The sequence below is a fragment of the Rhodoferax sp. SPJ21 genome, from assembly GCF_058216335.1.
Window position 1 is genome coordinate 1,245,084 of sequence record NZ_JBYZMO010000002.1, and the last position, 16,658, is coordinate 1,261,741.

Here is a 16,658-nt window from a genome sequence, read left to right on the forward strand (position 1 = left end):
CAGGTGGTTGATGGCTTTGCGATGTGCAAGGCGGGAACCGATGTCACCGCCCTTGAAGAGGCGGTATTTCGAGCCAGCTAATAAACAGGAGACACGATTGTGAACAGAAAACTTCTCGGCTTACTCATGGTGGCGGCAGGCACGCAAGTGTCGGCGCAGGTTACCGACGCCATGATTGCAGGGGATGCGACGCATCCAGAATCCGTGCTGAGCTGGGGCCTCGGTACCCAGGGTCAACGCTTCTCTCCCCTGACCACGATCAACACCAGCAACGTCAGCAAGCTGGCGCCCGTGTGGTCCATGTCCTTTGGTGGCGAGAAGCAGCGCGGCCAGGAATCGCAGCCCCTGGTCTACAAGGGCAAGATGTTCGTCACGGCTTCGTACTCACGCATCTTTGCCATCGACGTGAAGACCGGCGAGAAGCTGTGGAAATACGAGCACCGCTTGCCCGAGGGCATCATGCCTTGCTGTGACGTGGTGAACCGTGGCGCCGCGCTCTACGACAACCTGGTGATTTTCGGTACGTTGGACGCGCAGCTGGTGGCTTTGGACCAGAACACCGGCAAGGTGGTGTGGCGTGAAAAAATCGACGACTATTCAGCTGGCTACAGCTACACCGCTGCGCCGCTGATCGCCGAGGGCCTGCTGCTGACCGGCGTGTCCGGCGGCGAATTTGGCGTGGTAGGCCGTGTTGAGGCACGCGACCCCAAGACCGGCAAGTTGGTTTGGAGCCGCCCCATGGTCGAAGGCCATATGGGTTACCTGAACGGCAAGGAAAACGGCATCACCGGCACTACCAATGCGTCCTGGCCCGGCGAGACCTGGAAGACCGGTGGCGCTGCCACCTGGCTGGGCGGCACCTACGACGCGAAGACCGGTTTGGCCTACTTCGGCACCGGCAATCCCGGCCCCTGGAACAGCCATGTGCGCAAGGGCGACAACCTGTATTCCGCGTCCACTGTGGCCATCGACGTGAAGACTGGCAAGATCGTCTGGCACTACCAGGGCACGCCCAACGATGCTTGGGACTTTGACGGCGTGAACGAGTTTGTGACCTTCGACATGGACGGAAAACGCGTGGGCGGCAAGGCCGACCGCAATGGTTTCTTCTACGTGATCGACGCGACCGCAGGTAAGTTGCTCAACGCCTTCCCCTTCGTCAAGAAGACCACCTGGGCCACCAGCATCGACTTGAAAACCGGCCGACCCAACTTCGATCCTGCCAACCGTCCGGGAGATCCGTCGGCAGAGGGCGGCGACGGCAAGAAGGGCGCATCTGTGTTCGCAGCGCCCGGCTTCCTTGGCGGCAAGAACCAGATGCCCATGGCCTACAGCCCCAAAACCAAGCTGTTCTACGTACCCACCAACGAGTGGGGCATGGAGATCTGGAACGAGCCCATCAGTTACAAAAAGGGTGGTGCCTACCTGGGTGCTGGCTTCACCATCAAGCCTTTGTTTGAAGACCACATTGGCTCCTTGCGCGCGATCGATCCCAAGACCGGCAATGTGGCCTGGGAAGTCAAGAACAGCGCGCCGCTCTGGGGTGGCGTGCTGACCACTGCCGGAGATCTGGTGTTCTGGGGTACGCCAGAAGGCTACCTGAAGGCCGCCGATGCGAAGACCGGCAAGGTGCTGTGGCAGTTCCAGACCGGCTCTGGCGTGGTGGCCCCTCCTATCACCTGGAAAGATGGCAACGACCAGTACGTGAGCGTGGTGTCCGGCTGGGGTGGTGCTGTGCCTTTGTGGGGTGGTGAAGTGGCCAAGAAAGTGAACTTCCTTGAACAAGGCGGTTCGGTCTGGACCTTCAAGCTGCCCAAGTCCTAAGGCGTCCTGCCTCGCGGTTCTGGCCGGATGCTCAGCGGCCCGGCCAGAACCTGGTTTTATTTTGATTGAGTTGTTATATGAAAATCCTAGCAATCCCCCTTTTGATGGCCATGGGGGCCGTCCATGCGTCACAGCCCTTGAGCCAGGCGGATGCCAAGTCGGCAATGGAGTTGGCCAAAAGCAGCGGTTGTTTCAGCTGCCACTCTGCTGCGGAAAAAGTGGTCGGTCCGTCCTACTCCAGCGTAGCCGCCAAATACAGCGACGACAAGGATGCGGTAGCCTCGCTGGCGCAGTCCATTCAGTACGGATCCAAGGGCAAATGGGGCCGCATTCCGATGCCGCCGCATGCCGCGCTGGGCAAGGACGACCTCAACCTGCTGGCACGCTGGATTCTTACCGTACAGAAATAAATTCGGTCCCGCAGGCCGGGGCCGAGCAGTGCTGTAGAGATACCTACAGCACTGCCCATATCTCAATCCCAGATGTCGTCGGGCAATAGCGCCTTCTTGCGGTAGATCGTGTTGCGAGACACGCCCAGCAGTTTGGCCGCCACCGACACATTGCCCCGGGTCGAACGCAGCGCCTGGGCCATGGCTTCCAGGGCCACGCTCTCCAGGTTGTGGTTTTCCCGGGCAGGGGCAGGTGTTGGCACCGAACCCGCCGGGGTTTCCACCCGGATCTCGACGGGAGACCCTGCGGTCTCGGTTGGCCGCGCGCCGACGTAGTTCAGCTCATCCAGAAACTCCTCGGGCAGATGGCCGATCTGCAGGTATTCGGAGCTGCCTGCCATAACGACGGCCGTGCGCAGCACATTGAACAGCTGGCGGAAGTTGCCCGGCCAGGGGTACTGGCGCAGCACAGACATCACTTCCTTGGAGATGCCCATGGGCACCGAAGCCTGGCTCACGCTGGCCAGGATTTTGCGCGCCACCACCTCCAGGTCCTGCCGTTCGCGCAAGGCCGGCAGGCGCACCACCAGGCCGTTGAGCCGGTAGTACAGGTCTTCGCGGAACTCGCCCCGGGCAATCATTTCCTTGAGGTTCTTGTTGGTGGCGCAGATCACGGCCACATCGACCTCAACCTCTTTTCCCGCTCCCAGGGGGCTGACCTTGCGCTCCTGCAAAACCCGCAGCAGGCGCGCCTGCAGGTGCTTGGGCATGTCGCCGATTTCATCCAGAAACAAGGTGCCTTCATGGGCGAATTGCACCTTGCCGATGGCGCCCTTGCGCTTGGCACCGGTGAAGGCGCCTTCTTCGTAGCCAAACAGTTCGGACTCGATCAGCGTCTCGGGAATCGAGGCGCAATTGACGGAGACGAAGTTGTGGTTGGCGCGCGGCGAGTCGTTGTGTATGGCCTGCGCCAGCAAGTCTTTGCCGGTACCTGTTTCACCCAGGATCATGATCGGGATGTCGCGCCCGCGCACCATCTGCAATTTCTCGATCACCGCCGAGATCTGTGTGTCGCCGGTGTCGAGGTAGCGCAGGCTGGACAGCGATGCCTTTTGTTGCGCGCGTAGATCACTGTTGGATGTCTTGCTGTCACTCTTGGGCGTGGCATCGGGGCGCACCATATCGCCGCCCGAGAAGTTGACGGTCTCAAACGCGCGCGACGTCTTGTGTTCTGCGCGGCAGCAGATGGTCACGCCGTTGTGCAGGCACAGCGAGATGACGTTGCCCTTGGCCTGTCGGACGCGGTCGTGGAACTGCGAGGTGGAGATGCGGAACAGCGAGTAAAAAGTGTGTGCCGCCAAGGCACCGCTGGACATGCCGAACTGGAACTGCGCGCTGCGGTTGGCGGTGATGAAGCGTCCTTCCGGGTCGAACACCGCAATGCCTTCCATCAGCGTTCCCAGGAACTCGGCGCGGGTGTGAAAGCGCACCATGATCTCGGTGTGGAACACATCCGCGAACATGTGGTTTTCGATCATCTGTGCGGACATGCGCGCCAGGGCCATGGTGTGCTGGTGGTAGCTGCGGTGGTCGCCGGTCACGTCGAGCGCGCCAATAACTTTGCCGTACGGGTCGAATATCGGTGTGCAGGAGCAAGTCAGGAAGCGGTTGGCCTGCAGGAAGTGCTGGTCCCCGTGGACCACGATGGGCTTTTCCTCGGCCAGCGCGGTACCAATTGCATTCGTGCCTTTGCCTTTTTCAGACCAGTCCACGCCTGGCTGCAAGGCGACCTGGGAGGCCTTTTCCAAGAAATCTGCGTCGCCCAGCGAATGCAGAATCATGCCGCTGCGCGCCGTTAGCAACACCATGCTGTGGGTGTTGGCGATTTGCTCGTACAGCGTTTCCATGACAGGCGCTGCATGCTGGTAGAGAAAGCGGTTTTCTTCCAGGGCCTGGTTCATAAGGCCACGTGCAGCCCGTGAAAGGTCTGGGCGGTCATGCTCATCCAGCCCGTAGTCCCGTGAGCGCTGGCGGGACGAACCTATCAGCGCCGAATAGAGGGGGCTGTCTGCGTGGATACCGCCTGCGGCATCGGGCTCCGCAGAAAAACTTTTTTCGATCATGTTGTCTCCGGGTGGCACTTCTTGCCAATGCCAGTTGTTTTTCTCGGGGCAATCTGTGTTGCATGTCTCCGGAAATCTGGAATCGGCGGAGCCGCTGTGGGGTCTGTCAGCCATGTATTTTGCTCCGTTTTGTTACAGCAGTCATGGCAACGCAAGATGCTCGCCAGCCACGGTACACCGGGGTGCTGCAAATTGGCACAGATGCGGGAAGCCGGGCGCTGGTATGGCCTCCAAACCCGCCGTGGGGGACTGCCTGGCACTGGCGCGGTATTTGCTGAATCTAAGCATCATCAACAAAATATGGAGACAGACAGCGTATGACATCTTTCCTGCAACGTGGTGGAGCCTGGGTGGCCGCCACCCTGGCCTTGTGCTTGTCACTGGGTAGTATTTCGGCCATGGCGCACGGTGACGTGGTGCCGCAATCCGTCGATACCCACACCCTGCCGCAGCTAGGCAGCCAATGGATGGAGAGTAACCCGTACTCCACCGGCGACGGCCACAAAGAGGCGCTGCGCATAGGCACCTCGGCCTATAACCAGAACTGCGCGCGCTGCCACGGGCTGGAGGCCATCTCGGGTGGGATTTCACCCGACCTGCGCAAGATTGATGCGGACTGCATGGGGCTGGCAGACGCTGCCAAAAAGCAGGCTTGCTTCAAGGAAATGGACGACTACTTCCTCTCGACCGTGCGCCGTGGGCGCGCGCGTGACGGGCGGGTCTACATGCCGCCGTTCGAAGGCATCCTGACGCAAGAGGCCATCTGGGCCATCAAGACCTATCTGGAAACCCGCCGGGAACCCTGAAGCCGGCGCGATTCCCAGACTTACAACTACAACCGGAGACACTCTTGAAACATCTGCCAACGCGGGCTCCCGCCCGTTTGCTATCGCGTAGAACCATGTTGGGTGCCCTGCCCATCATGCTGGGCGCCGCCCCGCAGGCCTGGTCGCAGGAGCGCACGGCGATGGAGAAGATCAAGGCCAGCGGCATCCTCAAAGTCGCGCTGTACAAAGACAATGCGCCTTACTCCGATGGCGGTGCATCCGGCATGGCGGGCCTGGACGTGGGCCTGGCCCAGGCCCTGGCGAAGCAAATGCAGCTCAACGCCTCGCTGCTGCCCTTTGACTCCGGCGAGAACATGAACGACGACCTGCGCAACATGGTCTGGCGCGGCCACTACCTGGGCTACGGCCCGGCCGATGTCATGCTGCATGTGCCGGTGGACAAATACTTCATGGAAGAAAACCGCCAGGCCTTCATCTTCGCGCCCTACGCGCGCGAACACCTGGTGGTACTGCACAACCCCCAGGCGCTGCCCCAGGTGTACAACCCGGAAGACCTGGCGGAGCAGAAGATCGCGGTGGAGCAGGGCAGTGGTGCCGCCAGCGCCTTGATGGGCTACAAGGGCGGCCTGCTGCGCGCCCACACTTCCCTCTACAAGACCGGCGTGGACGCGGCCAAAGCCGTGCTGGCCCACCAGTCGGACGTGGCTTTTGTCACGCTGGCACAGGCCGAGGCGGCAGTGTTCGAGCTGAAGCTGAATAAGCAGGACTGGGCTTTCTCCAAACTCGTGCTGCCCGGCATCCCGCCCAATGGCTGGCCGCTGGGCATGGCCGTCAAGGCCGGCAACAAAGAACTGGCCAAGGCGCTGGACGACGCGCTAGGTGCTTTGCGCCAACAGGGCGAGTTGCTGGCACTGTTCCAGTCGCGCGGCTTGACCCTGGCTGCACCCTGAACACCAGCGGTACCACTGTTGCAGCCTGGAGCACAGCGCACAGTTGCTGGCCTGGTTGCGTCAAAAAGTGACAGCCAGCCTTCTTAAGGATTACCGAATGCAAACGCTATTGAAAGCCGCCTGCTCGCTGTGCCTGGCGGCCTGCCTGTCTAGCCTCAGCCTGGAGGCCACCGCCGACATCTTTGTCAGCAGCGAAAAAGACCACCAGATCCTGCAAATGGACCCCGAGGGCAAGCCCATCCGCACCATCCGCACCTGCCAGCGACCCCGCCATATGGCCTGGGCGCAGGGTGGGCAACAGATCATGGTGGCCTGCGGCGACAGCAACCAGATCGGCGTGGTCGATGTGCAGGCCGGCAAGCTGATCGACACCGTACCCAGTGGCGACAGCCCGGAGATCTTCTCCCTGTCGCCCGACGGCAAAACCGCCTATGTGTCCATCGAAGAAGACAGCCAGATGGCCGCCTACGACCTGGCCAGCAAGAAGCCGCTGTTTTCCGTCAAAACCGGTGCCGAGCCCGAGGGCGTACTGGCATCTGCCGACGGCAAGTTTGTCTACGTCACCTCCGAGGCAGCCAACACCGTCTACGCCGTGGACGTAGCCACGCGCAAACTCGCAGGGCAGGTAAAGGTAGGCATGCGCCCCCGGCGCTTTGCGCTAAGCCCCGACGGCAGCGAACTGTGGGTGACCAACGAGCTGGGCGCCAGTGTCAGCATCATCGACACCCGCGCCATGAAGGTGAAGCAGACCTTGCCCTTCCAGCTGCAGGGCATGCGCGCCTCCGACATCACACCCGTCGGCATGCTGATGACGCCCGACGGTAAGACCGTTTGGGTGGCGTTAGGGCGCGCCAACCATGTGGCCGAGGTAGACGTGGCCACCCGCACCGTGCGCCGCGTCGTGCTGGTCGGCAAACGCGCCTGGGGCGTGGCCTTGAGCAAGGACGGCTCGCGCCTGTACGTGGCCAACGGCATGTCGGACGACATGACCATCATCAACACCGAAAACGGCAAGGCCTTGAAGACCGTGCCGGTCGGGCGCGTACCGCACACTATCCTGGCGAACTGACGCTGCTTCGGGCGCCTATCCGCCCGCAGGCTGGCGCGCGTAGCTCACGGTCAAAATCTCCCACTGGTGCCCGTCCGGCTGGTTCCAATACACATTGCGGCCGCCAAACTGGTGGTTCACCTTGTTATCCATAGGGCCTGCACCGTGCCCGGCGTAGCCAATGCCTACAGCGCTGTGCGCACCTTCTCCAGCGACATCAACGGGTAATGGAGGCTCTCTGTCCCGCGCGGGGCAACTCCCCCGTACTTGCGCCCCTACCTGAGCCGCCGTCAGAACATGGTGTTGTGGTTCTTGGGTTGCGCCGGCACCGCCTGTTCCACGTCCCAGTGTTCGACGATCAGGCCCTTGTCAACCCGGAAGATGTCCACAACGGAGCTGCCTCAATCGTTGGCATCAGCCGGGTTTTCCTTGCAATGGTTGTGCACAACTACCAGGTCGCCTTCGGCGATCACCCGCTTGATGTCGCAACGAAAATCGGTCTTCTCGACGTAAGCCGCAAATCCTTCGATGAACGCTGCGCGGCCATCAGCCCCACCGGGGTTGTGTTGGATGTATTGATCGGCTGAGATGTACTTGCGCGCGGCTTCGACAGGTTGGCGCTGCACGAAGGCGAGGTCAAAGAACGCCGTCACGATTTGCTTGGGCGTCTGCCCGGCAGTCGCCGGAATCGCAGCCAGAGCGGCCAGGCATGCCAACACGAAACGCATTGGGCTCAACAGAGTCACGGGGCCAACTTTCGGATAGGCGATTGGCTGGGCAACGTAACTTGTCACCAGTTGGACGCAGAGTCGACCAATTGAACACGGGTCGATAGCGCATGCAGGGCGATGGCATGCAGCATCTCGCTGACAGTGGTGCAGGCGTCGGTGAGCACCGTCACTCGCTCGTAGGCATCGGCTTGGCGGGACAGCGCGGTGTGGGTCACACAGTTCTGCGTCATCATGCCGCACAGCACCAACTCGGTGGCCCCCAGTGCCTGCAGTGTCGCGTGCAGCGTGGTGCGCTCGAAGCTGTCGGCGAAATGCTTGACCACCACCGGCGCATCCGGTGCGGCGGCCAAGATGCGTGGATGGATCTTCACGCCTTCGGTGTCGGCGTTGAAGAAAGGGGCGATGCCCTGCGCGGCGTCGGCCACATGCTGTACATGAACCACCGGCAGACCCTTTGCTTGTGCATGGCGAATCGCCCGTTCCACAGCGGCCAAGGCGGCGTCAGTGTTTGACAGCGCGAACGCACCGCCCGGAAAGTAGTCATTCTGCAGATCGATCAGTAGCAAGGCTGGTTTGGACATGGGAGTTCTCTAGAGTATGGAGTGAGGTCTTGATTCTTCCGAAAACAGGAAAGATCGACCATAGGCCCGATAGTCAAACATCGGTAAGATCGGGCCAACCTGTTCTTGCTTCTTTTGAACCAATGCCATTGACCTCCGCTCCCGTAGTGCAACCGCTTCGCCACCTGGTGGCGGTAGTGGTGTTCGAAGGTGTCAGCCCATTTCATATGTCAGTGCCTTGCGTGGTGTTCGGCGAGGGTTTGGAGCCAGACAACCCATTTGACCTCGTGGTCTGCAGCGTTGACCCAGCACCCGTGCGAACCAGCGCAGGCTTTGCCTTGACGGCCCTGCGATCGCTACGCGCCCTGCAAAAGGCCGAGGTGGTGATCGTGCCGAGTTGGCGAGACGTCAACGAGCGGCCCCCTGAGGCGCTGCTGCGCGCCCTGCGCGCTGCCCATGCCCGCGGTGCCACCATCGTGGGGCTTTGCTTGGGCAGTCATGTGCTGGCCGAGGCAGGTCTGTTGGCAGGCGGAAGGGCCACCACGCACTGGGAATACGCCCCACTGTTTGCCCAACGTTTTGCGGATATCAGGGTGGAGCCTGACGTGCTCTACGTACAGGAGGGGCGCGTACTTACCTCTGCAGGCACCGCCGCGGGCCTGGATGCATGCCTGCATCTGGTGCGACAGCAGTTGGGAGGCGAACGCGCCAATCAGTTGGCGCGGCGGCTCGTGATACCTCCGCACCGCGAAGGGGGCCAGGCGCAATTCGTCCAGCAGCCCATGCCAAAGGCCCGCACCGGCACTCGGCTGGGCCGACTGATGGACGAGGTGCGTGCGCGGCTTCATGAACCACACAGCCTGGACTCTTTGGCACAGGAGGCCGGCCTCAGCCGCCGAACCCTCACCCGGCAATTCAAGGCCTTGACCGGCACATCGGTACAGGTCTGGTTGCTGGCAGAGCGCATGCAATTTGCGCAGCGCCTGCTGGAGCGTGGACCACTGAGCATCGAGCGCGTGGCCGAGCAGACTGGCTTCGGCTCTGCCGAGTCATTTCGCCTGCAATTCCGCCAATCAGTGGGTGTATCGCCCAGTCAGTGGCGAAAGACCTTCGCAACGGTCTGACCGTGGATCAGCACGAATTCCTAGGGCATGGCACGCTGCTGAAACCCCCGGGACGCAAGTCGCTAATCACAAACGGGCATACCGTCTTTTTGAAGCATCTTCATGTACTTGAAATTTATATAAAAAGCGGCTCTAGCGCAGTTGGAGCCAGCGCGAGCAGCTATCAACTTGATAGTAAATGGAAGACTCCGGGTTTCACCCCGGGTTGCAGTTGAAATCTGGCGCGCCGCTGTAGCAACACGCCATTGGCTGCCGCTTGGGAAGATCACCACACCGAAACAAGTTGCACCAATGTCGGTGTAACAACCCCAAGGATTCCACCATGACCCGCTCCATCCACCGCATCGCCGCTTCCGCTCTGTTCGCCCTGGCCGCTGGCGCTTTCTTGCCCGCACATGCAGCCTCCAACGACGCTGACCTGGCAGGCCAAGTCCAATCCGCTTTGAGCAGCAAGCTGGGCAGCGACGCCAAGGACCTGACCGTAACCGCCGACAACGGCAGCATCACCCTGCACGGCTGGGCCCAAGGCCCGCAAGAAGAAGCCAAGGCCCGTTATGTGGCCAGCACCGTGCCCGGCGTAGCCAATGCCTACAGCGCTGTGCGCACCTTCTCCAGCGACATCAACGAGTAATCGCGTTTGCGGCCTCAAGCCGCCCGCACGCTGGTACAGCCAACGGCACCTGCTATTGAAAAATAGCAGGTGCCGTTGGCATTGGTGGCTGCGGCGTTTTGCGGTTGACGGTGCACCCTCTGGGGTTTGACGCAACGGGCCAGACATCCCAGAATCGTGTGTTGCTCTGGGAGCCGCTTATGTTCAACCTGCACCGCCGTACGACTCTGGCTTATTTCGGCAGCTTGCCCCTGGTATGGGCCGTCGGGCGTACGGCGTTGGCAGCCCCGCCGGCAGACCCCGCCTGGCTGATCGAAGGCGCCTGGCTGGTGTCGGTGGAAGGCGACCCGCGCGACCGCTTTCTCAGCCTGGCGGGCGTGCAGCGGCAGGGCGACAGCCTGGAGGTGGCCAGCACCGCCTACGGCTACCTGGATGGCACGGCCAAGCCGGTGCGCCAGTGGCAGGCACGCGTGGTTACTTTGCGCTGATCGTGGACGAGCAACTCATCGCCCAAGCACATGGCATCAGCGGCCTGGAAACCCTGTTGATCCCGCAGGTCAAGCAAGCGGTGGCCATGCGCCGCAGCGCCAGCTGAACAGCGCCCGCCGGCGCGGACGGGTCACAGCGCTACCTGCGTGCCGGGCGTAGGGGCCTCCACGTTCCAGCCTAGCGTGTGGGATATTTGGTCGGCAAATCCGCGTGCGGTTTGCGCCTCGCCGTGGACCACAAAGGTCCGCTGGGGCGGCTTCGTAAAGCCTTTGAGCCAACCCAGCAAAGCCGCCTGGTCCGCGTGGGCTGACAGCCCGCCGATGGTGTGGATCTGCGCCCGCACCACATGCTCTTCGCCAAAGATGCGCACGCGTTTGGCGCCGTCCACCAGTTTGCGGCCCAGCGTGCCTTCGGCCTGAAAGCCGATGATGACGATGGCGCACTCCGGCCGCCCCAGGTTGTGGCTCAGGTGGTGTTTGATGCGGCCCGCGTCGCACATGCCGCTGGCCGAGAGGATGATGGCGCCGGCCTTGATGTCGTTCAGCGCGATCGACTCTTCTACGGTTTGCGTGAAGTGCAGGTCGATCCAGCGGGGCAGGGTGTCTTTGGGCACTAGGTAGGCCCGGGTTTCGTCGTCCAGCACCTCCTTGTGGCGCCAGGTGATTTCCGTCGCCTTGGTGGCCATGGGGGAGTCGACATACACCTTCAGCCTGGGCAGCCGGCCTTGACGGCACAGGTCTGCCAGCAGCCACAGCACCTCTTGTGTGCGGCCCAGCGCAAAGGCGGGAATGATGATGTTGCCCTTGCGCCGGCGCAGCGTGTCTTCCACCACCTGGACCAGTTCGTCCACGGTTTCCTTCATCTGCCGGTGCAGGCGGTCGCCGTAGGTGGATTCGACCAGCAGCACGTCGGCGCTGTCGATGGTGGTCGGGTCACGCACGATGGGCCGCCCGGGCTGACCCAGGTCGCCGGAGAACACCAGCTTGGTAGTTTTGCTGCCTTCGGTCAGCCACAGCTCCAGGATGGCCGAGCCCAGGATGTGGCCAGCATCGCGAAAGCGGCAGCGCAGGGCGGCATGCGGCTGCGCATCTTCGTCGTAGGCAACGCCTTTGAGTTGCTCCAGGCAGGCCTGGGCCTGGGCCACGGTGTACAGCGGTGCGGGCGTGGCCGCCAGCTTGTGCTGGCCGTGGTTTTTACGCTGGGCGCGCGCCCAGTCGGTTTCCTGGATGAATGCGCTGTCTAGCAGCATGACGGACAGCAGGTCCACGGTGGCCGTGGTGGTGTAGATCGGCCCGCGAAAGCCCAGCGCGCTTAGCCGGGGCAGCAGTCCGCTGTGGTCGATGTGGGCGTGGGTTAGCAGTACAAAGTCGATCTGCTGCGGGTCGAAGGTCCAGGCCTGCAGATTGCGCACCCGGGCTTCGCGCCCGCCCTGGAACATGCCGCAGTCCACCAGGAACCTGAGTGAGTCAGTTTCCACCAAATAACAGGAGCCGGTGACTTCTTGCGCGGCCCCGATAAATGTCAGCTTCATACGTCGCCTCCAGAGTGGAGGCCCAGTATCTGCTTCGCGATGGCGCTCGTGTTGACCTTGGTCAACCGAGCAGCTTGCGCGACGCCTCTAGCGCCAGGCGCGACCATTCCACATCGCCCAGCTGCGCCACCCGCAGCTGGTGCGGCACCTCTACGCTGATCGGCAGGTCTGCCGGCAGCGCATGGAACAGGCTGGCCAGATCGATACCGCCTTCGCCGGGCAGCAGGCGTTCGCAGCGCGCGGTGTGGACCATCTGCTCTACCGTGAAGTCTTTGCCTGCGGGCGCGTCGCAGATTTGTGCGTAGTGCAGTAGTTCGCGCGGCAGGGCGCGCAGGTCGTCCAGCGTGGTGTGGGAGCGGGCGAAATGCAGCGCGTCGACCAGGATGCCGGCATTCGCCGGGCTGCCCGCGGCGCGCACGGTGCGCAGCGCAGCCTGGGCGTCGGGCACGGCGGTCCAGGGCATGAATTCCAGGTCGGCCGTCATGCCAAAAGGTTGCATGAAGGCGCAGAGCCGGGCGTAGCTGTCGGCCAGGCGCGGCAGGTCCAGGTCGTCGCCGGCCACCAGCACGGCCTTGGCCTGCAGGGCGGCGCCGGCCTCCAGCAGCGGGCGGTGCGCCTGCGGGTCGAAGTCGGCTCCGATGCGGATGATTTCAATATCGAACACGCCCACGCCGGTATCGCGCTGCACCGCCAGGGTTTCGCGCAGCATGGCCGCATCGCCCAGCAAGACCTGGTGCGGCGCGCCCGGCATATTGGGCTGCAGCCGCATGCCGACATGGCGGTAGCCCAGCTGTGCGGCGGCGGCCAACATCTGCGGCGGCGTGAGGCCGGAGGCGGTGAGGTAGGCCAGGGAGTAGGTGCGCATGCTTAGCCTCCCCGCTTTACTTCAGCGGCGATACCGCCGTGGGCATCGCGATGGTGGAGAACATGTTGGTCGTCAGGTGCGCAGGCCCACCCTTGGGTGGCCAGATGCCTTGGGCCACGGCGTCGGCGCGGGCCTTGCTGCGTGCGTCCAGCGTGGGGTAGGACCAGATGTTGGTGAAGCGCAGCGGGCCGTCCAGCGCAACCATGGCCACCACGCAGGGCGACAGTGTTTCGCGTGGCGGCACGTACTGCTCCCACAGATCAATCGTGGCCTGCACGCCGCCGGTCTTGATGCCGTAGGTGCGGATCTCGTACACCGGGCCGCTGATGCCGGACTCTGCGCTAGGCCGCACCGGCTTCATCCACGGAAAGCCGTGGTAGCTGTGCTGCTCCAGGCTTTGGAAGATGCTGCCGCAGCCAAACGGGTCGGCGCTTTTTTGCGTGCGCTCGCGCTCGGCCTGCAGCGCGCCTAGGTCGGCAAAGCCGCGCAGCACGATCATCTGGTTCAGCTGGCCGATGTCGGTAAACCAGCAGCCCAGCAGCTCACCGCCTGCATCGGGCGCGGTGGTGTAGGCCTGCACGTTGGTGGCGGCGTGCCCGGCGGTGCCAAAGGGCAGGGTCATGGTGGCGAGTTCGTAGTACATGGATATTCCTTTTGCTATTGAATTAAGAGCTGCTTGCGCAGGTATTGCTTGCGCTGGAGGCCGATTTATCCTGATTGGCTACATGCCTCAGATTGCAAGTACGCACATGAACGACCCCGTTCGCCCTGAGCCTGTCGAAGGGCTTGCTGATAGAGCCCTTCGACAGGCTCAGGGCGAACGGTTGTGGTGGTGTGTCTGAGGCATGTAGCTAACCAGGCTATTTCTTATAAATTCACGCCAGCGGCGTGATGCGCGGCTATGAATCCAAACGTCATCGCCGGCCCCAGGGTGATGCCGCCGCTGGGGTAGCTGCCGCCCATCACGCTGTGCATGTCGTTGCCACCGGCGTACAGGCCGGGAATGGGATAGCCGCGCGCGTCCAGCACCTGGGCGCTGGCATTGGTGCGCAGACCGGCGAAGGTGCCCAGGCTGCCGGGGACGATCTTTACCGCGTAGAACGGCGCTTGGGTGAGCGGCGCCATGCAGGGGTTGGCCAGGCCGGCACCGGCATCGCCCTGCACGCGGTTGTAGGGGGTCTCGCCCTTGGTGAAGTCAGCGTCACGGCCTTCCAGTGCTTGCTGGTTGTAGCGCTGCACCGTGGCCTGCAAGTTCGCAGCGTCGATGCCGCAGGCCAGCGCCAGATCAGCCAGGGTGTTGCCGCGTTGCAGGTAGCCGCTGCGCAGCATGGCGCCCATGGGCATGGGGGCGGGTTTGACTGCGCCCAGCCCGTAGTGGCGGATGAAGGCGTGGTCGCAGACCAGCCAGGCCTGCACCGGCTGGCCGCTGGGTGCGGTCGCCAGCATGCCGCGCACAAAGTCGAAATACGAATCCGCTTCGTTGGTGAAGCGCCGGCCATTCGCTGTTACCGCGATCAGGCCCGGCTTGGCGCGCTCCACCAGGTGCGGGAAATGCGCGAAGCTGCCGTCCGCCTGCGGCACCAGTGACACCGGGGCCAGCGCTGCCGCCTGCGCCGCGTCACGCGCCACCTGGCCTCCTGCCGACTCGCCCAGGCGCAGGCCGTCGCCGGTGTTGCCGCGCGATGCGGCCGACCAATGTTCATGGTCCAGCAGATCTTGCTTGCGCACCGCGTCATGCGGAAAGCCGCCACAGGCCAGTACCACGCCGCAGCGCGCGCGGATTTCCGTGCCGTTGACCACCGCGCCGAGCACGCAGCCGTGTTCGACCAGCAGGCGCTGCGCGGGGCTGCTGGTGCGAATCTCCACGCCCTTGGCAAAGGCCGAAGCGGCCAGGCCGGCTACCAGCGCATTGCCGTTCACCAGCCGCATGCCGCGCCGGTAGCGCAGCAGATCGGCGAAGTGGCACAGCACCCGTTTGCTCACAAACCAGAGCGACGCGGGCTTGCGCATGGCGTTGAAGAAATGCCGCAGCTCCGCACCGGATGCAATGCCCATGCCCCACAGCGTGGTCTCGGCCAGCGGCGGCTTCAGCTGCTGGATGTGCGCGCCCAGGCGGCGGCCATCAAACGGCGCGGCGCATATTGACCGGCCACCCTTGGCCGCAAACGGGTTGCGCCCGTGGAAGTCGGGCACGCCATTGCCGTCGATGAACTGCAGGGCGGTGTGGCTGCGGAAGAACTCCACCATGCGCGGCCCTTGTTGCAAGAAGGCCTGGACCCGCGCCGCGTCGAACTGCGCGCCCAGCTCCTGCTGCAGATACGCCGTGGGTTGGGCGATGTCCTCAACGATGCCGGCCTCAGTTGCCAGCGGGTTGCGCGGAATCCACATCCAGCCGCCCGACCAGGCGGTGGTGCCGCCGTACTGAGCTTCCTTTTCCACCACCAACACCTTCAAGCCCAGATGGGCAGCCGTGACGGCGGCAGACAAACCGCCAGCGCCGGAGCCGATCACCAAAAGGTCGCAGGAAGAAGCTGGAGCTTGCATTTCAATCATCTGCCTGCCTGATTACGTGCCTGTCTGTCCACCAGAACACCGCAGAGCCGGCTTTGCCGGGCTGCTGGTGTTGCCCCCTGCAAGGGGGGTGGAGGCCACACGAAGTGGGCAAGCCTGGGGGTGTTTCATATTTACGCCGCGTAGATTTTCTTTAGACCCGCCGTTGCGTTGGCACGCGGCTGGTTGAAGAAAGGCGATGCGCCGCTGGCGGCGGCCAGCTGCGCAGCCAGCGACACCAGGTCGGCGCCCAGGGCCTGCATGCGTTCCAGCGTGAAGCGGGCCGACGGGCCGGCGATGCTGATGGTGCCCAAGGCGGGCTGGCCGTTCAGGCGCACGGGCGCGGCCATGGCGTTAAGGCCGGGGGTGTAGGTTTCCAGCGTCAGGCTGTAGCCGCGTTCGCGTGTGGCGTGTACCTGGGCCATGACTTCCTGCAAGGTTTTCGGCGCGTTGGGGCCGAATTCTTCCACCGGGCCCACGCCCTGCTGGGCTACCAGGGCCAGTGCCGCGTCGTCTTCCATGGTGGACAGCCAGGCCAGGCCCGAGGACGAGCAGGAGATGCGTGCATCGCTGCCCATGTCGGGGTCGTAGCGCAGGCCCTGGCGGGCGCCCTGGGCACGCGCCACCCAGGTCAGGCGGTTGCCGTCCACCACGGCCAGGCGCACCAGTTCGCCAGAGATTTCGGCCAGGCGGTCCAGCAGCGGCTGGGCGATGTCAACGATGCCGGTGTGGCTCAAGAAGCTCAGGCCCATGGACACCAGCTTGGTGGTCAGCAGGTAGTCGCCGTGGTCACGGGTTTGCCGCACATAGCCGCAGCGCACCAGGTCGGCCAGCAGGCGGTGTACCGCGCTGCGAGGGATGTCGAGTTGGTCGGCAATGGCCGCCAGCTCCAGCCCGCCGCCGTGCTGGGACAGCAGCTCCAGGATGCCTAGGGTTCTCTCTAAAACGCCATTCATGCAGCGTGCTCCGTCGGTTCAATAAGGCGTGATCTTATCAAAATCAGAACTAAATTCAAAAGTTGAATAGTATTCCACTTTTATTTATGATCGCCGCATTGACCAGAACAACGGAGCACT

The 16,658-nt window shown here is 63.2% G+C and carries 16 protein-coding genes; 8 read left to right on the forward strand and 8 right to left on the reverse strand.

The genetic code is table 11. The annotated features are described in order from the left end of the window. Window positions 1-126 precede the first annotated feature (126 nt). Together AC4BBN_RS13740 and AC4BBN_RS13745 are read left to right on the forward strand one after the other, a co-directional pair. Window positions 127-1,824, forward strand: a complete 1,698-nt coding sequence (locus AC4BBN_RS13740; RefSeq protein WP_490592878.1) for a PQQ-dependent methanol/ethanol family dehydrogenase — start codon at window positions 127-129, stop codon at window positions 1,822-1,824. A gap of 77 nt (window positions 1,825-1,901) precedes the next feature. Beyond that, entirely contained in the window at window positions 1,902-2,234 is a 333-nt protein-coding gene (locus tag AC4BBN_RS13745) for a c-type cytochrome (RefSeq protein ID WP_490592527.1), read from the forward strand. Window positions 2,235-2,296: 62 nt separating this feature from the next. Here AC4BBN_RS13745 and AC4BBN_RS13750 read toward each other — a convergent pair whose 3' ends face one another. Next, window positions 2,297-4,336, reverse strand: a complete 2,040-nt coding sequence (locus tag AC4BBN_RS13750; RefSeq protein WP_490592528.1) for a sigma-54-dependent Fis family transcriptional regulator — start codon at window positions 4,334-4,336, stop codon at window positions 2,297-2,299. A 317-nt stretch (window positions 4,337-4,653) separates the two neighbouring features. Here AC4BBN_RS13750 and pedF point away from each other — a divergent pair, with 317 nt between their 5' ends. The 3 genes from pedF (at window position 4,654) to AC4BBN_RS13765 (ending at window position 7,143) form a co-directional block, all read left to right on the forward strand. Further along, entirely contained in the window at window positions 4,654-5,142 is a 489-nt protein-coding gene (gene pedF / locus AC4BBN_RS13755) for a cytochrome c-550 PedF (RefSeq protein ID WP_490592529.1), read from the forward strand. Window positions 5,143-5,186: 44 nt separating this feature from the next. Beyond that, complete coding sequence (locus AC4BBN_RS13760) at window positions 5,187-6,074, forward strand: substrate-binding periplasmic protein (protein WP_490592530.1); 888 nt, start codon at window positions 5,187-5,189, stop codon at window positions 6,072-6,074. Window positions 6,075-6,171: 97 nt separating this feature from the next. Next, a complete protein-coding gene (locus AC4BBN_RS13765; RefSeq protein ID WP_490592531.1) occupies window positions 6,172-7,143 on the forward strand; it encodes a YVTN family beta-propeller repeat protein in 972 nt (323 codons plus the stop codon). Window positions 7,144-7,523: 380 nt separating this feature from the next. Here AC4BBN_RS13765 and AC4BBN_RS13770 read toward each other — a convergent pair whose 3' ends face one another. Next, window positions 7,524-7,868 (reverse strand): nuclear transport factor 2 family protein, encoded by a 345-nt coding sequence (locus AC4BBN_RS13770; RefSeq protein ID WP_490592532.1) that lies wholly within the window; start codon window positions 7,866-7,868, stop codon window positions 7,524-7,526. Window positions 7,869-7,912: 44 nt separating this feature from the next. After that, the gene (locus tag AC4BBN_RS13775; RefSeq protein WP_490592533.1) at window positions 7,913-8,434 is read right to left on the reverse strand and encodes a cysteine hydrolase family protein; all 522 of its coding nucleotides are present in this window, start codon (window positions 8,432-8,434) and stop codon (window positions 7,913-7,915) included. 122 nt (window positions 8,435-8,556) lie between these two features. Here AC4BBN_RS13775 and AC4BBN_RS13780 point away from each other — a divergent pair, with 122 nt between their 5' ends. From AC4BBN_RS13780 to AC4BBN_RS13790, 3 genes are all read left to right on the forward strand, one after another. Continuing rightward, on the forward strand, window positions 8,557-9,537 hold the full coding sequence (locus AC4BBN_RS13780; RefSeq protein WP_490592534.1) for a helix-turn-helix domain-containing protein: 981 nt from the start codon (window positions 8,557-8,559) through the stop codon (window positions 9,535-9,537). A gap of 322 nt (window positions 9,538-9,859) precedes the next feature. Beyond that, window positions 9,860-10,168, forward strand: coding sequence for a BON domain-containing protein (locus AC4BBN_RS13785; RefSeq protein WP_490592535.1), 309 nt, complete (start codon window positions 9,860-9,862; stop codon window positions 10,166-10,168). Between the two features lie 179 nt (window positions 10,169-10,347). Continuing rightward, the gene (locus tag AC4BBN_RS13790; RefSeq protein WP_490592536.1) at window positions 10,348-10,635 is read left to right on the forward strand and encodes a hypothetical protein; all 288 of its coding nucleotides are present in this window, start codon (window positions 10,348-10,350) and stop codon (window positions 10,633-10,635) included. Between the two features lie 131 nt (window positions 10,636-10,766). Here AC4BBN_RS13790 and AC4BBN_RS13795 read toward each other — a convergent pair whose 3' ends face one another. From AC4BBN_RS13795 to AC4BBN_RS13815, 5 genes are all read right to left on the reverse strand, one after another. Beyond that, complete coding sequence (locus tag AC4BBN_RS13795) at window positions 10,767-12,167, reverse strand: MBL fold metallo-hydrolase RNA specificity domain-containing protein (RefSeq protein ID WP_490592537.1); 1,401 nt, start codon at window positions 12,165-12,167, stop codon at window positions 10,767-10,769. Window positions 12,168-12,228: 61 nt separating this feature from the next. Next, window positions 12,229-13,032 (reverse strand): sugar phosphate isomerase/epimerase family protein, encoded by an 804-nt coding sequence (locus tag AC4BBN_RS13800; RefSeq protein ID WP_490592538.1) that lies wholly within the window; start codon window positions 13,030-13,032, stop codon window positions 12,229-12,231. 16 nt (window positions 13,033-13,048) lie between these two features. Then, window positions 13,049-13,675 carry an NIPSNAP family protein gene (locus AC4BBN_RS13805; protein ID WP_490592539.1) on the reverse strand — a complete coding sequence of 209 codons (627 nt, stop codon included), beginning with the start codon at window positions 13,673-13,675 and terminating at the stop codon, window positions 13,049-13,051. A 224-nt stretch (window positions 13,676-13,899) separates the two neighbouring features. Next, window positions 13,900-15,585, reverse strand: coding sequence for an FAD-dependent oxidoreductase (locus AC4BBN_RS13810; RefSeq protein WP_490592540.1), 1,686 nt, complete (start codon window positions 15,583-15,585; stop codon window positions 13,900-13,902). A gap of 131 nt (window positions 15,586-15,716) precedes the next feature. Further along, complete coding sequence (locus tag AC4BBN_RS13815; RefSeq protein ID WP_490592541.1) at window positions 15,717-16,538, reverse strand: IclR family transcriptional regulator; 822 nt, start codon at window positions 16,536-16,538, stop codon at window positions 15,717-15,719. Window positions 16,539-16,658: the final 120 nt, after the last annotated feature.